Annotated in this window: 15 protein-coding genes; 1 reads left to right on the top strand and 14 read right to left on the bottom strand. The window is 36.4% G+C overall.

Going from position 1 to position 18,501, the window contains the following annotated elements:
- Positions 1–74: 74 nt before the first annotated feature.
- Positions 75–935: a phospholipase C gene (locus tag BAMA_RS17580; protein ID WP_034641782.1), complete on the bottom strand. Its 861-nt coding sequence runs from the start codon at positions 933–935 to the stop codon at positions 75–77.
- A gap of 382 nt (positions 936–1,317) precedes the next feature.
- On the opposite strand from BAMA_RS17580, the gene BAMA_RS17575 reads away from it, so the two are divergent.
- Entirely contained in the window at positions 1,318–2,472 is a 1,155-nt protein-coding gene (locus tag BAMA_RS17575) for an MFS transporter (protein WP_034641780.1), read from the top strand.
- A 269-nt stretch (positions 2,473–2,741) separates the two neighbouring features.
- On the opposite strand, the gene fsa is transcribed toward BAMA_RS17575, so the two are convergent.
- The 13 genes from fsa to BAMA_RS17510 form a co-directional block, all read right to left on the bottom strand.
- The gene (gene fsa, locus BAMA_RS17570; RefSeq protein WP_034641778.1) at positions 2,742–3,383 is read right to left on the bottom strand and encodes a fructose-6-phosphate aldolase; all 642 of its coding nucleotides are present in this window, start codon (positions 3,381–3,383) and stop codon (positions 2,742–2,744) included.
- A 56-nt stretch (positions 3,384–3,439) separates the two neighbouring features.
- Positions 3,440–4,360, bottom strand: a complete 921-nt coding sequence (rbsB, locus tag BAMA_RS17565) for a ribose ABC transporter substrate-binding protein RbsB (RefSeq protein ID WP_034641777.1) — start codon at positions 4,358–4,360, stop codon at positions 3,440–3,442.
- Positions 4,361–4,374: 14 nt separating this feature from the next.
- Entirely contained in the window at positions 4,375–5,310 is a 936-nt protein-coding gene (locus BAMA_RS17560) for an ABC transporter permease subunit (protein ID WP_034641775.1), read from the bottom strand.
- A 3-nt stretch (positions 5,311–5,313) separates the two neighbouring features.
- Positions 5,314–6,798 (bottom strand): sugar ABC transporter ATP-binding protein, encoded by a 1,485-nt coding sequence (locus tag BAMA_RS17555; RefSeq protein ID WP_034641855.1) that lies wholly within the window; start codon positions 6,796–6,798, stop codon positions 5,314–5,316.
- 18 nt (positions 6,799–6,816) lie between these two features.
- On the bottom strand, positions 6,817–7,212 hold the full coding sequence (rbsD, locus tag BAMA_RS17550) for a D-ribose pyranase (RefSeq protein WP_034641773.1): 396 nt from the start codon (positions 7,210–7,212) through the stop codon (positions 6,817–6,819).
- A complete protein-coding gene (gene rbsK, locus BAMA_RS17545; protein WP_034641772.1) occupies positions 7,209–8,105 on the bottom strand; it encodes a ribokinase in 897 nt (298 codons plus the stop codon). The genes rbsD and rbsK overlap by 4 nt, the downstream gene beginning before the upstream one ends.
- A 12-nt stretch (positions 8,106–8,117) precedes the next feature.
- Positions 8,118–9,089, bottom strand: coding sequence for a LacI family DNA-binding transcriptional regulator (locus BAMA_RS17540; protein ID WP_034641771.1), 972 nt, complete (start codon positions 9,087–9,089; stop codon positions 8,118–8,120).
- Between the two features lie 334 nt (positions 9,090–9,423).
- A complete protein-coding gene (locus BAMA_RS17535; protein ID WP_034641769.1) occupies positions 9,424–11,019 on the bottom strand; it encodes an MDR family MFS transporter in 1,596 nt (531 codons plus the stop codon).
- Between the two features lie 311 nt (positions 11,020–11,330).
- Positions 11,331–11,705 carry an OsmC family protein gene (locus tag BAMA_RS17530; protein WP_034641767.1) on the bottom strand — a complete coding sequence of 125 codons (375 nt, stop codon included), beginning with the start codon at positions 11,703–11,705 and terminating at the stop codon, positions 11,331–11,333.
- The gene (locus BAMA_RS17525; RefSeq protein ID WP_034641765.1) at positions 11,689–13,098 is read right to left on the bottom strand and encodes an amino acid permease; all 1,410 of its coding nucleotides are present in this window, start codon (positions 13,096–13,098) and stop codon (positions 11,689–11,691) included. Before BAMA_RS17525 ends, BAMA_RS17530 begins: the two co-directional genes overlap by 17 nt.
- Positions 13,099–13,455: 357 nt before the next feature.
- A complete protein-coding gene (locus BAMA_RS17520) occupies positions 13,456–14,919 on the bottom strand; it encodes an alanine/glycine:cation symporter family protein (protein ID WP_034641764.1) in 1,464 nt (487 codons plus the stop codon).
- Positions 14,920–15,198: 279 nt separating this feature from the next.
- A complete protein-coding gene (locus BAMA_RS17515; RefSeq protein WP_084158040.1) occupies positions 15,199–15,945 on the bottom strand; it encodes a C39 family peptidase in 747 nt (248 codons plus the stop codon).
- Between the two features lie 144 nt (positions 15,946–16,089).
- Complete coding sequence (locus tag BAMA_RS17510; RefSeq protein ID WP_034641763.1) at positions 16,090–17,799, bottom strand: putative bifunctional diguanylate cyclase/phosphodiesterase; 1,710 nt, start codon at positions 17,797–17,799, stop codon at positions 16,090–16,092.
- Positions 17,800–18,501: the final 702 nt, after the last annotated feature.

Below are 18,501 nucleotides of genomic sequence, written 5' to 3'. Positions count from 1 at the left end.
GAAATTCCCCCTACCTTTATAGTTTAAAAAAGGCTAAATTTCATTAATAGAAATTTAGCCTTCTCAGTTGCCAATTAACGATTTACGTATGTATCAAACCAAAGGTGAATATAGCCTGCCATTGCACGCTGCGCTTCCATTAAACGTGCTCCTGTTTCTGGTGTTACTTCTGCACGCCACATATTTGCATACTCTTGTGAAACAGATGCTTTTAAGAACCAGCTTTTCGTTGTTTCATTCACAATACCAGGTGCATCTTTTTTTGCAGCTACAGCTGCCGTATGAAGCCACTCTTCTGGTGTTCCCCCAGCAAAATTCCAATATCCTTTACTATCTGTAACCGCATATGGAGCTTTAATTGTATCTACAAAGTTTTCATATTTGGAATGGAACCCAAATGGATGTGAAATATTTGTAAAGTTACTTGCATGCATCGGTTGATTAATATCACCAAAATAGTGAAGAGATAAACCTAAATAGAAGAATGCTTGCTGCATATCTTGCTGCTCATATGCTTCACCAGCAAGTTTGAAATACTTTGCACCTGTTACTTTTGCATTTTTCGCAAATGGAATATACGTATCATCTGTATCCGGATCATAAAAGTGAGAAGCAAATGTACTATTATCATAATAAGGATTTTCATAGTCAGCAGTGTAAATACCATCTTCTAAATCTGTACGCCATTCATTTAATAACGCTACTTCATTTTCTTTTACAACAGTTGTATCACGCGCCATAATATCAATTGCACGATTTACAATCCATAAATGTGAGTTCTTTCCTTCCGCGTGCATTTCCTCTGCAGACCAACGTGGACTAATACTAATACCACTATCATTGCTTGCATCATGGTTTCCATGCGCATATGCTGCTCCTTGCACTGGTGCTGTTAATGCGATAACAGCCGCTAAAGCCAATACTTTCTTTTTCATATTCAATTCCTCCCACTTTATCTATTTACTCTAGTAATTTCGAACATATACAAAGTCCTTGTCACAGAGCACATTTAACTCGCCATCATGGACAATAATTTCAAATAAGAACATAAAAATAAATATTTTGATGGCTGTTGTTAAATCTAACTTCATCATATAGTATTCTATTAATTACATCTATATTTCTGTATGTAAAAATATATTTCTCAACAATAATTATAAGTTTGAAATGTTAATAGAATAAGAAGGAATTGAAAAAGTTACGTAAATGTGAACAATTAATTTTACAAATGTACTTTTTTCCACATCTGTTAATTCAATTTCATTGCAGACAAAATTCACATTATGCCATAATAACAATTGGAGAGGTGAACGTAGATTGAAATATTTTATTTATTTTATTGTCATTGTGGCATTTTTTGATACATTTGCGCAATTACCCATTATGAGTACTTACGCACAAAGCCTTGGTGGAACTCCACTTATTATCGGTCTTGTCGTTGGAATGTACTCATTTTCAAATATGATTGGTAATATTATCGCTGGTGCATCTATTGATAAATACGGGGCGAAGAAAGTTCTTTATACAAGTTTAGGAACAACAAGTATAATTGTACTATTATATACCGTTATCCAAACGAGTGAACAACTTCTTATTGTCCGCTTACTACACGGATTTAGTGACGGATTTTTAATACCAGCCGCATTTACGTTTTTATCAAATCATACAAAAATTAAAAAACAAGGAAAAGCAATGGCTTTATCTGGGGCGGCTGTTGGAACAGCGGCTATTGTCGGCCCAGCTTTTAGCGGAATTATGAAAGCAACAGCAGGAATTGAATGGGTATTTATAACCATCTCTATTTTAATGGTTATTAGTACTATGATTGCTCTTTTCCTTCTACCAAACTATGTAACAAGAACGGACAAATCTCGTACACAATTATTAAGCAAAGAAGATATGCTTGGATTAATTAAGTCTGAGCCACTATTAAAAACATATATCGGTGCTTTCACACTTATGTTTTCACAAGGAATTGTTACGTATATGCTGCCAATGAAAGTGGAAGCTTTATCTCTTAAATCATCTACAACTGGGATGATGTTAAGTATGTTTGGTATCACTGCAATTCTGTTCTTCTTATTACCAACCAACCGTATATATGATCGCTTTAATCGTTCGAAGTTAATGCTAAGTGGTATTGCTATCATGGCACTTGCTCTATCATTACTTGGTATCTTTACAACAAAAGAAATGCTTTTCGTTGTTATGATGATTTACGGAATTGGATTCGCTCTTTTATTCCCATCTATCAATGCTATACTTGTTGAAAATACGACCGAAGAAAATCGCGGAAAAGCATTTGGATTATTTTATGCCTTCTTCTCACTCGGTGTTGTAGCGGGATCATTTACAATCGGTGCAATCGGTGCATCACCTAGCATCAGTTTCGTAATTGGAACAGCTTTCTTACTTATATTTGCATCTTTCATTTATGTAAGAGAAAAAGTAAAAGGAACAATAGCGGGGTAATTCCGTTATTGTTCTTTTTATTTTGTATATATGTTGTAACTTTAAATTAAAAATCATTCATCTTTCACATGTATTCTTTAATAGAAGCTTCCAACCTGACAATCACAAAACAAATTTGGCCGTGACATCATTCTGTCTGTGTCCCCTCAAAACTTCTTAACTTCGACAATTCCCTAGGAAATATTTCTTACCTAAATGACATCCTTATTTCATTTCCGACAAAAAAAGCGAGTGCTACACAAAGGTAACACTCGCTTTCTTATTACATATTACTTCATGTTTTCCCAGTCTGCTAAGAATTTCTCAATTCCTTGATCTGTTAATGGGTGTTTCACTAATTGATGGATTACACTTGCTGGGATTGTTGCGATATGCGAACCATTTAATGCTGCTTCTGTTACGTGTACACTATGACGAACAGACGCTGCGATAATTTCTGTTTCGATGCCATGGATTGCAAACATTTCAGCAATTTGGCGAATTAAATCCATTCCGTTATGACCAATATCATCTAAACGACCTAAGAAAGGAGAAACGTAAGTTGCACCTGCGCGTGCTGCAAGTAAAGCTTGTACAGCTGAGAATACTAATGTTACGTTCGTACGAATTCCTAAATCAGAAAATGCTTTTACTGCTTTTAAACCATCTGTTGTCATCGGAACTTTTACAACAACATTTGGTGCAATCTTCGCTAATTCTTTTCCTTCTTCGATCATCTTATCTGCTTCTAAGCTGATTACTTCTGCACTAACAGGTCCTTCTACAACGCTGCAAATTTCACGAATACGCTCATGAAAATCTACGCCTTCTTTCGCAACAAGGGATGGATTTGTTGTTACACCAGCTAATACACCTAGATCATTTGCCTCTTTAATTTCACTTACATTTGCTGTATCAATAAAAAATTTCATCTTTCTCTTCCTTTCTTTTATACGGCTATATTTAAATTGTTTTTTATTTCACTTTATTATTTCTTAATCAACTCTAATTCAATCGGAATAAACTTTTCCACTTCTTTATTCTCACTTACTTTTTTTGCTGTTTCCATCGCTGTCTCACCAATACGTTCTGGCTTTTGTGCGACAGTTGCTGCTAATTTACCTTCAGAAACAGCCTTTACTGCATCTTCTGTTGCATCGAATCCAACAACTACTACATCCGTTTTCCCAGCTGATTTTAACGCTTCTATCGCGCCTAGTGCCATTTCATCATTATGGGCAAATACGGCTTGTATATCACTATTTGCTTGCAAAATATTCTCCATAACAGATAGCCCTTTTGCACGGTCAAAGTCCGCAGCTTGCTTCGCCACTACTTGCAATGTGCCTTCAGCTGCTTTATGGAATCCTTCCCCTCTTTCACGTGCTGCTGATGATCCAGGAATTCCTTCTAGTTCCGCAACATTTGCTCCTTCACCAACAAGTTCACGAATATATTCACCGGCCATTTTACCGCCTTCTACATTGTCTGAAGCAATATGCGAAACAACTTCTCCTGATTTTGCCATGCGGTCTACTGTAATAACAGGAACATCGGCTACATTTGCTGCATTTACTGCTGAAGCAACTGCGTCTGAATCTGTTGGATTGATAACGATAACATCTACGCCCTGTTGAATTAAATCTTCAACATCATTTGTTTGTTTTGCCGCATCATTTTGCGCATCAACAACGATTAATTCCATCCCCATTTCTTTCGCTTTCTTTTCCGCACCCTTTTTCAAATTAACGAAAAACGGATTGTTTAACGTGGAGATTGACATTCCCACTTTCACAGTACTATTTCGACCTTTATCGCTAGACTCCTTTGCCCATTCTGGCGGCTCCATGGAACAGCCAGAAACAACTATCATCAGTAATGCAACGAGAACACTTAATAGCTTTTTCATGATTTATCCCCCTATTACACTTCTTTTCGGCGATCAATTAATACTGCAATTAAAATCACAACACCTTTTACTACTTGTTGGAAGAAAGATGATACCCCTAATAAGTTCAGGCCGTTATTTAATACACCAATGATTAGTACACCAATAAACGTCCCGACAATCCAACCTCTTCCCCCAGAAAGGCTTGTGCCTCCTAATACAACTGCAGCAATTGCATCTAACTCATACGAAGTACCAGCTGTTGGCTGTGCAGAATCTAAACGTGATGTTAACACAACTCCTGCAAGCGCTGCCAAAACACCGGAAAGACCATAAATCATAATTTTCATGCGTGTTACGTTAATTCCTGATAATGCCGCTGCCTCTTCATTCCCACCAATTGCGAATGTACGACGCCCAAATGTTGTTTTCTTTAAGATAAAGTACAAAATAGCGAATGCAATCATCATTGTTACAGCTGGTGCGGGGATACCTAAAATATAGCCGCGACCAATCATTTGAAATCCAATTTCATCACTAAGACCTGTGATCGGACGTCCGTCCATATAAACAAGCGTCAAGCCACGAAAAATTGTCATCGTTGCTAAAGTTGCAATAAACGGCGCAACTTTCCCTTTTGCAATAATGATACCGTTTACAATTCCCATTACAAGACCAGCAAGCAATCCAACACCAATTGCTAGGAATGGATCAACACCACTTGCCATCATTCCGGCAACAAGTGCACTTGATAATGCTAAAATAGAACCTACCGATAAGTCAATACCCCCTGTTAAAATTACAAAAGTCATTCCGAACGCAATCAGTGCATTAATCGATACTTGGCGTAAAATATTAAATATATTTGGTATTTCAATAAATGCTGGATTTAATGCTGTCATAACGACAATAATGAGTACTAATCCAATAAGTGAACCAAATTGTTGAAATACATTCCCCTTCTTTGTCATCTGTTATTCTCCCCCTGTTGCTAATGCCATAATAGATTCTTGTGTTGCTTCATTTTTCTCTAAAACTCCGCCTACTTTCCCTTCATGAATAACAAGTACACGGTCACTCATTCCTAACACTTCTGGAAGCTCCGAAGACACCATAATAACTGCTTCACCTTGCTCCACCAATTTATTCATTGCCGCATAAATTTCTTTTTTTGCACCTACATCAACACCTCTTGTCGGCTCATCTAATATTAAAATTTGCGGCTGAATCCCTAGCCATTTTGCAATTACAACTTTTTGTTGGTTCCCACCTGACAGCGACTTTACTTTTTGTTCACCATCTGTTGCTTTTACATTTAATAATTTCATCATATCATCTGTAAACTGCTGTTCTATTTTTCTATCAATTACAGTCCCCTTTGAAAGGCGATTGAAATTCGGCAGTGCTAAATTTTCACGGATAGAGAAATCTAATACAAGCCCTTCTGATTTACGGTCTTCTGTAATAAATGCAATGCGCTCGTCTATCGCATCAATTGGACTTGTAATCGTAACCTCTTTCCCATTCATAAAAATTTGTCCAGAATCTAACGGCTCATATCCAAAAATGGCTTTCATAATGTCAGTTCGCCCAGCTCCCATCAAGCCAGCTACACCAAGTATTTCTCCTTTTCGAACTTGAAATGACACATTTTCAAACTTTCCTTTTTTCGTCCCATTTCGCATTTCAAAAATGACGTCACCAATAGTAGCATTTCTTACTGGATAACGCTCCCCAATACTCCTACCTACCATCATGCTTACAACTTCATCAAAAGATGTTTCAGGAATCGCTCTTGTTCCGACATATTCCCCATCACGTAAAATTGTAATAGCGTCACAAACTGAGAAAATTTCTTCCATACGATGTGAAATATAAACGAATGATACTCCTTCTTTTCTCAATTTGTTAATGATCGTAAATAAGGTTTCAATTTCTCGGTCTGTCAGTGCTGCTGTAGGCTCATCCATAATAATGACGCTCGCATTTGTCATAAGCGCTTTACTAATTTCGATAATTTGCTGTTGCCCAACTGATAGCTCTGCTGCAAGGGTAGAACCTTTTACATGAAGTCCTAAACCTGCTAGCTGTTCTTCTGCAATTTTGTTCATTTCACGTGTTCGTAAAATGCCCGTTTTTCCATACGTAAGCTCTTTTCCAAGAAACATATTCTCTGCAACTGTTAAGTTCGGTAATATGTTTAATTCTTGATGAATAAAAGCAATTCCATATTCTTCTGCTTCTTTTGCACTTTTGAACGTCCGCTCTTGACCATCAATCTTGATATGTCCACTATCTTTCGTATACACACCAGTTAAAATTTTCATAAGCGTCGATTTCCCTGCACCGTTTTCTCCCATCAATGCATGAACTTCTCCTGTTTCAATTGAAAACTGTGCGTTTTTTAAAACAGGATTACCGTTGAACGCTTTTGAAATGCCCTTCATTTCAATGCGCATCCCCATCACATCCCTTTATTAAAAAATAACCCCTGCCTGCAAAATGATATTGGCATATGGCGTTGCCTCTCCTGTTCGGATTACTACCTTTGCCTCTTTCGTTAACTGCTTAAATTGCTCGTGTGAAACATATTCATAATCCGCTTCAGTTACAATATGTTGTACTCCTTGCTGAACCGGTTCATTATGAAGCTTAATTTCTTTAGCCAATACCGCTTTTTCGACCTGCATATCAGCAGCTACTACTTGTAACACTTCTAGAAATGCTGGTTTTCCAAGCTCTATAGCTAAATCAATCCGCTTGACATCATCGGGAATTGGCAATCCGCAGTCTGCGATGACAATTGTATCTGTATGTCCAAGCGCCGCTAATACAGCTGCAATCTCACTATTTAATACCCCATGCTTTTTCATCCAACAATCACCTGTACCTCTCGTACCCTTTCACGCGTTGGCATTCCACCTTGTGCACCTAGTTTCGTTACTGAAAGCCCAGCTGCAATATTTGCAAATCGAACCGCTTGCTTAAGTGGTGTTCCTTCTGAAAGTGCAACTGCTAATGCACCATTAAATGTATCTCCTGCACCTGTTGTATCAACAACTTCTACGGCAATACTTGGTACATGTACAATCTCTTCTCCGTTATGGAAACGAACGCCATTTCCTCCTTCTGTCATCAGAAGTTTATTTGGATATTTCGCTAACAATTCTTCAAGAGGCGATGTAAAATCATTTAACACAATGCGGCATTCATGCTCATTTGGTGTAATGTACGTCGCTTTATTTAATACTTCCTCGGATAACATTTGCGCCGGTGCCGGATTTAACATAACTGGAATATTGTTCTCATTACAAATATTCAATACATATTCCACTGTCTCTAATGGAATTTCTAATTGCATCACAACCATATCAGCTTTGATTAATAACTCTTCAGCCTTATCTACAATGTGTTGATCTACAAGACGATTCGCCCCTTGTACAACGATAATACTATTGTCTTCTTCAGCTAATACAATGTGCGCAATACCTGTTGTAGAACCTGTAACCGGTTCCACATGGTTAACAAAAACCCCTTCGTTCTCTAAATTTTTTCGAACGAGATTACCATAGCTATCTTCACCAACAGCTCCAATCATCGCAACTTTTGAACCAAGCCTTGCTGCTGCTACAGCTTGATTCGCTCCTTTTCCACCCGGTACTGTATGAAACGCTTCTCCAATCACTGTTTCACCGGCGCTTGGACGCTTATTTGAAACCGCCACTAAATCCATCGCAATACTTCCTACTACTGCAATATTTGGCATATATCTCTCTCCTTACTTTGTTGTATTACGTTCTATAATTTCAACCGGTAAACGATAGTGCTTTTCTTCTAACGTTTTTCCTTCCATCTTTTTAATTAACAATTGCGTCGCCACTTCCCCTATTTCATAAATTGGCTGAGCTACAGTTGTAATAGATGGATACATCATTTCCGTTAAAGAAATACCATCGAAACCAATTACTTGTAAATCATTTGGGATATGTATCCCCTTTTGCATAGCAGCTTTGACAACACCAAGTGCAATCAAATCATTTCCAGCTACAATCCCATCAATGTATGGATGAGCTTCCAATAATTCCTTTGTCACACGTTCACTTTCAATGGGATCAAATGCACTCTCTGCAATAATATAAGAAATTTGTTCATTTGTAACAACTTCAATAAATCCTTCGAAGCGTTCATTCGCTGTGCTAATGTTACGAGGCCCTCGAATGTGAGCAATATACTTAGAGCCTTTCCTTATAAGAAGCTCTGTCGCTTGCTTACTGCCTTTATAATTATCTGCATAAACGGTTGGAATACGTTCATTAAACACCCTGTCAATTGCTACAATTGGCACTTGTAGATTCATGTAGTTACTACTATTTTGTTGATCTGTAGCAACAATAAATCCGTCCACATTATTTTGCATAAGTGCATCAATATATTGTTTCTCTTTATCCAAACATTCGTCAGAATTACACAGTACAACTGTATATCCTTGCTTATAAGCAACATCTTCTACAGCACGTGCCACCTCAGGAAAGAATGGATTTACAATATTCGGTACAACCAAACCGATTAAACGTGATTTTTTATTATATAATGACCTTGCAACTGTGCTTGGTTTATAATTTAATTTTTCAATTGCACGTTCTACCTTCTTTAACGTATCTTCATGAACATATCCATTTTTATTTAGTACTCTCGAAACAGTAGCAACGGATACACCCGCCAAGTTTGCAACATCTTTAATTGTACTCATCATTTCTCCTCGTTTCATGTAACCGTTTACATAAATAATATAACCTATTCAACAAAAGACGTCAATTATAAAGTGCAACTTCAATTAATGAGGGTTTTCTCCATCCCCCACTGATTGTTAGCCCGATCAATCGGACTTTTACGGGCTGTTAATGCGGGATAAAGTGAAGCTCCAATCATTTGGATTTCTACATCTCAAAATGATTATTAATACTCGAGTCATAGCTAGATATAGACTCATAAGCTTTTTCCTAAGTATAGAAATCTTATCGTTCTTACATAATGAAATAAAAACCTATAGAAAAAAAGCATCACCAATTAGCGATGCTTTCCATTTAAGAAGAAGCTACCTCTTCCTTCATTTCTACCTCTTTTTTACGATCTGATAATTTAATACGCTTCAAGAAGAGCGGGAAGACTGCCCCAACTACAATAAATACAAGACCGATAATAAATACACTATGAAGAGAATCCATTAGTGAAACCTTTAAAATCGGGACAATACTATCTGCCACTTCTTTTGGTATTTGCTGAAGCGCTTCAGGACTGAATAACATCGAGTATAGCCCTTGTGGATCTGTATGAATCATTTCTTTCCACTTTGTTACCATCGCTCCTGCTTCTGCTGGGAACGTATTTAATACAGGCACTAACTTCTCTGTTAAAACAGTACCCGACGTATTATTCATAACCGAACCTAAAATAGTAATCCCAAATGTTCCTCCAATTTGCCTAAAGAACTGACTCGAAGATGTAACAACCCCAAGATCTTTCTTTGGGAAACTTTCTTGCAGTGCTAACGTAAGTGTTGGCATAACAAGCCCCATACCAAGCCCAATTACCATCATGTACAGTGTTGCGTTTAATTTGCTCGTGTCCATGTTCATTGTTGTTAATAAACCAAAACCGGCTGCAATAATTAACATACCCGTCATGATTTGTGGCTTTACACCAATTTTTAATACGAGCTGTCCACCAATGATACTTGTTACAATCATTGTAATCATCATCGGTGTCATAATTGTTCCTGATTCAGCAGCACTTACGCCAACAATTCCTTGCATAAAGAAAGGTACGAACATAATTGCACCAAACATTCCGATACTCATGAAGAACCCAATTGCATTTAATAATGTAAATGTGCGGTTTTTAAAGAAATGCATCGGTAAAATCGGCTCTTCGGCTTTTGTTTCAACAATGACAAAGCTAATCAGACCAACAGCTGCTAATACAAATAAGCCGATAATTTGCCACGAATCCCAAGCATAGTCTTTCCCACCAAATGTTAAGGCAAGTAATAAACTTACAACCCCAACAATCATCGTAAAAATACCAGCAATATCAATTTTAATTGGACCAGTTTGCTTATGTCCCTTTAAGCCCATTGCAATAAAGATTGTCGCTAAAATACCAACTGGTAAATTGATGTAGAATACCCATCTCCAGTCCATAGAATCAACAATCCAACCGCCTACTTGTGGTCCAATAACAGATGCCAGGCCATATAATGCTCCAAAGATCCCTTGCCACTTTGCACGCTCTTTTCCAGTGAACATATCCCCGATGATAATCATCGCCATAGGCATCATAATCCCGCCGCCAATACCTTGAAAACCACGGTAAAGAATTAATTCTGTCATGTTATCTGCCATACCACATAATACTGAACCAACCATAAATATAATTAATCCAGCCATATACATGTTGCGTCGTCCCACTAAATCAGCTAATTTACCGGCAATTGGGACAATAGTTGTTGATGTTAACATGTAAGCTGTTGTTAACCAAGTCATTAAGCTTAAGCCGCCTAACTCACCAACAATGCGAGGCATTGCAGTACCAACGATGGTTCCCTCTAATGCAGCAAACAACATCGCGATAATTAAACCAGTTAGCAACAACGTTCGATTTTGATTTACTTGTTGTTCCATAAACTCTCCCTCAACTCTCTATTTATTTTCAAATGATTGCTACACAACCATTTTTAGTTTTACAAATAAGTGCAGTAATCATTCTTAGCTAGTTTTGTAAATATTTTTAATACCTAAAAGGAATCATCCCTTTCTTTCAAAAAGTTAATAGTTAAGTAAATTAAACATTAATATTAAAAACTAAAATTGTCAACTACTATTCACTAGACAAAATTAATGAAATTCTCAAATAAATATATCCTATTTTTACGCAAAAGATTATTTAACAAACAGCAAAAAAAGCTCGCGCCATCGCGCAAGCTTTTTCGTTCTTAAATCAGTTCAATTGTTTCTGTAATTTCAATACTATCCTTTACAGACTGTGCAATTGTGCAATTTTTCACCGCTAATACTAACACTTTTTCTAACTGTTCCTTCGTTATGCAATCTGTTTGAATCTTATAATGTAAATGAACTGCCTCAACAGGATTTGGTGATGTTTCACTTTTTCTCACACTAGTATCAATTGTGAGTGAGTCATATGAAACACGCTTTTTTTCTAGAATCGTTTGAAATACGATTGTACTGCATCCTGCAATTGAAGCAACAAGTAGTTCTAAAGGTGTATATCCTTTTTCCTTCCCGATATGTAGTACCCCATTCGAAAGGTTAACTTGTATGTCATTTTGCTTACTTGTTAATTTCATGCCCTTCATTCATCCCCATATTCTTCTTTTTTTTCTGAAATACATAATAGTATACATAACAGAAAATAACAAATGGAATTCCGCAATATAGCGCCATACGCTGCTCTGGAATGAACGCCAAACTGATGATAACAATACTATTTAACACAAGCGCTACAATTGGGACAATTGGATATAAAGGTGTTTTATACTTTAAATCCTCTAATTTCCCACCATTTTTTATATATTGTTGTCTAAATCGAAGCTGTGAAATTGCAATAATAACCCAACTTGATACAGCAGATAAACCTGCTACAGATAATAAGTAAATGTACACTGTACTTTCTGCAAATACACTTGTTAATAAAGATAGCATCGCTACAACCATCGTTACAACAAGTGCTGTAATTGGAATACCACGTTCATTCACTTTTTTAAATGAAGCTGGCGCCATTTCTTTGTTTGCTAATGACCATAAAATACGTGTTGCTGCATATAATCCTGAATTTGCTACTGATAATAACGCTGTAATAATAACAAAGTTCATAATATCCGCAGCATATGGAATTCCGATATTATCAAATACAACAACGAATGGACTTTCAACTACACCAGCTTCTCTCCAAGAGATTAAACCAACTAAAATCGTCATTGTTAAAATAAAGAATATAAGAATACGCCATACTGTATTACGGATTGCACGTGGAATTGTTTTTTCAGGATTTTTACTTTCTCCAGCTGCGATCCCAATTAATTCTGTTCCTTGGAACGAGAAGTTAACTGTAATCATTGTAAGTAGTACTGCTACTAAACCATTTGGGAACAATCCTCCATCACTTACAAAGTTAGAGAACAATGGTTCCGCTTCTCTTCCTGCATAAGGTAAAAATCCAAGTAGTGCACTTCCACCAAGAACGATAAATACAAGAATTGTAACTACTTTAATACTTGAAAACCAAAATTCTAATTCAGCGTAACTTCTTGCCGAAATCGCATTTGATAAAAATAAAATGCCACCAAATACAAGGCACCAAACCCATACATCAACCGTTGGAAACCAACGTTTCATCATTAAACCAATCGATGTTAATTCTAGTCCAACTGTAACAGCCCAACCAATCCAGTATAACCAACCAATCATAAATCCTGTACCTGGTCCGATAAACTTTGTTGCATACTCTTGAAACGACCCTGAAACAGGCATCGCCACTGTAAGCTCCCCTAAACAAAGCATCGTTAAGTACATGATAAATCCACCAACTAAATAAGAAAGAATAGTCCCACCAGGTCCGGCTTGACTAATCGTATATCCTGATCCAAGGAAGAACCCTGTTCCAATAACTCCCCCTAGTGCAATCATAAATAGATGTCGACTCTGCATTGTACGATGTAATTGCCCCTCTGCTGCTTTCATCTTGCCCCTCCCCTAAATACATTTATAAGCACATTTAAATTTTCTGATAATAAAAATATACAATAAAACGCTTACATTTTCTATATAAAGTTTAAATTTTTCTGAAAAAATAAATTGTTGGTTTTTTCTACCTCTTCAAACTTATTCTCCTAACATTCGACACGACAATCTACAATTTCTAAGTACTACTTCCATTTGAATTTCTTTTTGAGTGATTATAACCATCACTCCCCCTCTCCTGTTTCCCCTTTAAAATCCTCCGCTGAGAGAAATGTTACTTTATAACTTAGTCATGCCATACAGAAAGAACCCCCTGTCAAAGAATATATTCTTTGACAGGGGGTTCTTTCATCCTATTTATGAAACATCTTCCTTCTTTGTCTTACCATATTCATGCTCCCAAAAGTCTGCATTCTCGATACCAATATCTTTCGGCTGAAATACTGGGTCTTTTCCTTCTTTTTTCTGTTTTTCATAATCTTTAAGTGCAATTAATGCAGGTTTTTGAAGGAGTAAAATCGCAATGATATTCACCCAAGCCATAATACCAACACCAATATCACCAAGTGCCCACGCTGTTGCTGCCGTCTTTACACAACCATAAAATACAACTCCTAAGAAAAGAACTTTCAATACATGTAGCATCCATGGTCGATCTTTATCACGATTTAAATATGCGATATTGGTTTCTGCAATATAGTAGTAAGCCATAATCGTTGTGAAAGCAAAGAATAAAAGAGAAATAGCTACGAAAACGTTCCCAAAACCAGGAAATACAGATTCCACCGCAGCTTGCGTATATCCCGGTCCTGGCTCAGCGCCATTCATATTATTTACAATAAACCCTTTTCCTGTTGCATCAAATACGTTATACATCCCTGTAATAATCATCATAAATGCTGTCGCTGAACAAACGAATAATGTATCGATATAAACAGAAAACGATTGAACAAGCCCTTGTTTTACCGGGTGTGATACTTCTGCTGCTGCCGCTGCATGCGGTCCTGTTCCCTGTCCCGCTTCATTTGAATAAATACCTCGTTTTACCCCCCAAGATATCGCTAGACCAATAATCCCCCCAAAAGCTGATTCTAACGCAAATGCACTTTTTATAATTAACATAAATGCGTCTGGTAACTTATCGATGTTCATCCCTACAATGATAAGTGCTACTAAAACATATCCAATCGCCATAAACGGTACAACAATTTGCGCTACACCAACGATACGTTTTACACCGCCAAAGATGATAAGTGCTAGTACAATTACTAATACAAAACCCGTTACTGCTGTATTAATTCCAAAAGCAGTATTTAAGCTAGACGCGATACTATTTGCCTGTACACCAGGAAGTAACATCCCTGTTGCAAGAATTGTTGCAAAGGCGAATAATACTGCATACCATTTAATCCCTAATCCTCGTTCAATATAGTAAGCTGGCCCACCTCGGAACTGTCCTTTATGTTTTGTTTTATATATTTGCGCTAACGTTGATTCTACATAAGCAGATCCTGCTCCTAAGAAAGCTACAAGCCACATCCAAAATACCGCACCCGGACCACCAAAAGCAATCGCTGTTGCCACCCCGGCAATATTCCCTGTCCCAACACGCCCCGAAAGTGATAGCGCCAACGCTTGGAAAGAGGAAACACCAGCATCTGACTTTTCGCCTTTGAAAGTTAGCTTCACCATCTCTCCTACATGGCGAACTTGTAAAAACCTCGTTCGAATTGAAAAGTATAAACCAGTTCCTAAACATAAATAAACAAGTGCAGGACTCCATACAATACTATTAAACCAGTTAACAAAATTCTCAAACATATACTCCCTCCTTTTTATCTTTAATTTTCAGAATATATAAAAAATTATACAGGAACTTTATCGATTATGACAATATTATTGTAATAGAGTAAACATATTTTTGTATAAAAAAACAATACTCATAATTTCTTTATTTTGTTACTTTCGCTCATGTTAACGTTCTGACAATCAGTGAAGGATAACGAGGCACTCTAAGCATTGAAATTTCACTTTATACAATCTATAAACTATGTATAAAATAGAAAAGAGAAAATCTTCAAAACTGAAGATTTTCTCTTTTTATTTTACTTTATAACTAATAGCTTGTTTCCCCATTTGTTCCCACGCTATTTCAAAATCCCGTTTTGGAACAGCCATATGGGGCGTACTTCGAAGCGGATTATGAATATACACATTCTCGCTATCAAATCCTGTCATAACTACGCTATGTTCATGATACGTAATTCGAACGGGTCCTTGCTCCGTTTCCCATATTTGAAATTTATGTTCTGGTAATAATTTAAATGTTGAATTTGTAATAACAAGCACTGGTGATCCATTCTGTAATGCAGCATAAAGCGTTTCCATATTTGTACCTGTTAAATCTACAGCTCGTTCACCCAAATATCGCTTTGCTAATTCATAAATTGGTTTATGGTATGCTCCGTATCCTGGCTTGGCATACGTATACATATTTCCAACAAATCCCTTATGAGGATTCCCATGCTTATTCCCAATCATAAAAGGCACTTTTTGAATCTCACTTGCTAATTTCATTTTATCAGTTTGTACACCTGCAGTCTGCAACACCATTGCCAAACTTGTCACTTCACAACCCCGTCTTAATTCCGGTAATTGCTTAATAAATGGGACATTAGATAATACTACTTTTTCTTTATTAGTCTCAGATAACTGCTGCACTTGAACATAACTCTTTACATCATCTTGTGGCCCACTTCTTACTTGTTCTTGTGGATAAACCGCGCAACTTCCACATAACATAACAAGCATAATTAATAACCAGTATATCCCAATATATTTTTTCATGTGTACGATCCTTATTCATAAGCCATAGTATAAGTAAGCAATAATACAGATTGCTCGTTTATAATATGTCTCATCTTTCTTAGAAACATATCGCCACATTTATCCACTATATATGTGAAACATCTATTTCTTTTTAATCACTTACTAAAAAGTACCGTGTAATAACGCTTCTTTTAATTTTGGCACAGTTAACGGTTTAGCATAATGGTACCCTTGTACATAGTCACACCCCATTGTACGTAACAGCTGTCCCTGCTCTGCCAGTTCCACGCCTTCTGCAACAACCTTCATATTTAAACTATGTGCGATTTCAATAACAGATTTCACAATTGTTCGCTCAGGTTGGGAATGAGAATAATGAATCTCTTGAATAAAGTTCCGGTCAATTTTCACGATATCTAATGGCAAGTGCTTTAAATGATACAAAGACGAATAACCTTTACCGAAATCATCTAGCGCGATTAAAATCCCCATACTACGTAATTCTTGAAGAGCCGCAATAACACATTCAAAATGCTTAGCTGTAACACTTTCAGTTACTTCTAAAGTTAAACGATTTTCCGAAAATCCGGTTCTTTTTAATATGCTTCGAAGAGCTGGAATAAAGCTTTTTTGCATTAACTGTTGAATCGATACATTAACAGATAAACGTAAGTCATCCTCTATATACACAGGCAATGTTTTAAATAATCTACACGACTTTTCTAATACCCATTCTCCTAACTTTAAAATCAATCCACTTTCTTCAGCGATTGGTATAAATTCCTCAGGAGAAATCGACCCATTTTCAGTCTTGCAACGCAGTAAAGCTTCCACTCCTATGCATTTTTTTGTTTTCAAATCAATAATTGGTTGCAAAGCAACCTTTAATTCTTCGTCACGAATAGCTTTTTGTAACGTGAATTCCACTTCTATTCTTCGTTTCATTTTTGCACGTAAATCATCTGTAAAACAACAGACTGTATTTCGTCCTTGTTCTTTCGCTCTATACATTGCTAAATCACCATGTTTTAATAAAGAATCGATATCTTCTCCATCTTTAGGAAATGAGCAAAATCCTAAACTAGCCGATATATATACCTCGTTACCTTGCAGTATAAAAGGAGCTTGAAAACAAGATAACATTGAGTTCGCAATTTGATATAACTCCTCCTGCTCAACTTTATAAGTTAATAATACAAACTCATCTCCACCTAAACGTGCAAGTACATCTTTTTTTTCAATTACAGAATCAATACGTGATGCTACTTCTTCAAGCAACTTATCACCAGCTGCATGTCCAAACGTATCATTCACTAATTTAAAACGATCTAAATCAAAATAAATAAGACCAAATTCTTTCTGATCTTTTATAAGTTTTTCTATAACTGAAGATAAGTGCAAACGGTTTGGTAGACCAGTTAGAGCATCATGATAAGCTAGTTCCCGATAATGTCTCTTACTAATCTCTAACTCCTGTTCTATTTCTTTACGTATCGTTATTTCATTACGAATAGAAACAAATTGATATATCTCACCATGTTGATCAAAGAAAGGAACAATCGTTGTATCTACCCAATAGTAAGAGCCGTCTTTTGCTCGGTTACAGACTTCTCCTTTCCACACTTTCCCTTTTACAATATTTCTCCAAAGCTCTTTAAAAAATGCCTTTGGATGATATCCAGAATTTAAAATACGATGGTCTTTCCCTATTAACTCATCTCTTTCATATTTCGAAACTTCACAAAATTTATCATTTGCATAAATAATACGTCCTCGTCGATCTGTAATTGCGACGATAGATGAAACATCTAATGCATATTTTATATCTTGTAACGACGCATCGTATACAGCATATCCCTCTTTCGTTACCATATATACATCTCCTTGTCTTTCTATCTCTCTAACAAGACAGTAGAGTTTATCCCAAACACTAGATGAAAACCATACTAGCTATAAGGAACATATGCGGAATAACAAAAATATAACACGGTAATTCTTTAATCAATTCATACGACATATTAAAACCTTATTACTGCATACAAAATTAAACGAGCTGTACATTTATTTTTTGTAGTATTTAAGTACCTTTTTACTAAATAAGGATAGACACTAGAATCCAAAAATCTTTTCCTTACAATAGCAACCCTAATAAATGGGTATTATTACCTATTTGATTTTAAACATTTATAATCAAAAAATCTATATTTTACACAAAAAATCTTAATATAATATTTTTCAAATAAAAAGACTTATCATAAAGTGAAACTTCACTCAGTCGGTGTTTTCTTCATCCCCACTGAGTGTTAATTGAACCAATCGGGCTTTTACGGACTGTTAATCTCCTGCCTAAACTCCTTCGTTTTTTCTTAAGTTTTGAGGTGGGAGTCTTACAGCCCGTTAATGCGGGATAAAGTGAAACTTCATTCAGTGGGGTTTCTTCAGACTTTTATATCCAAAAAAACACTCGAATCACAAGCTAAATTCGGGTTATTAATACGGGGTACAATAAATATTCACTACAACTAATTTAAGTATATACACCTCTTTTAGCAAAGTTAAATCTCCCATCCGAAA

It is taken from the genome of Bacillus manliponensis (assembly GCF_000712595.1).
GTDB classification, from domain to species: domain Bacteria; phylum Bacillota; class Bacilli; order Bacillales; family Bacillaceae_G; genus Bacillus_A; species Bacillus_A manliponensis.
This window is presented reverse-complemented; position numbering and strand designations above follow the sequence as displayed.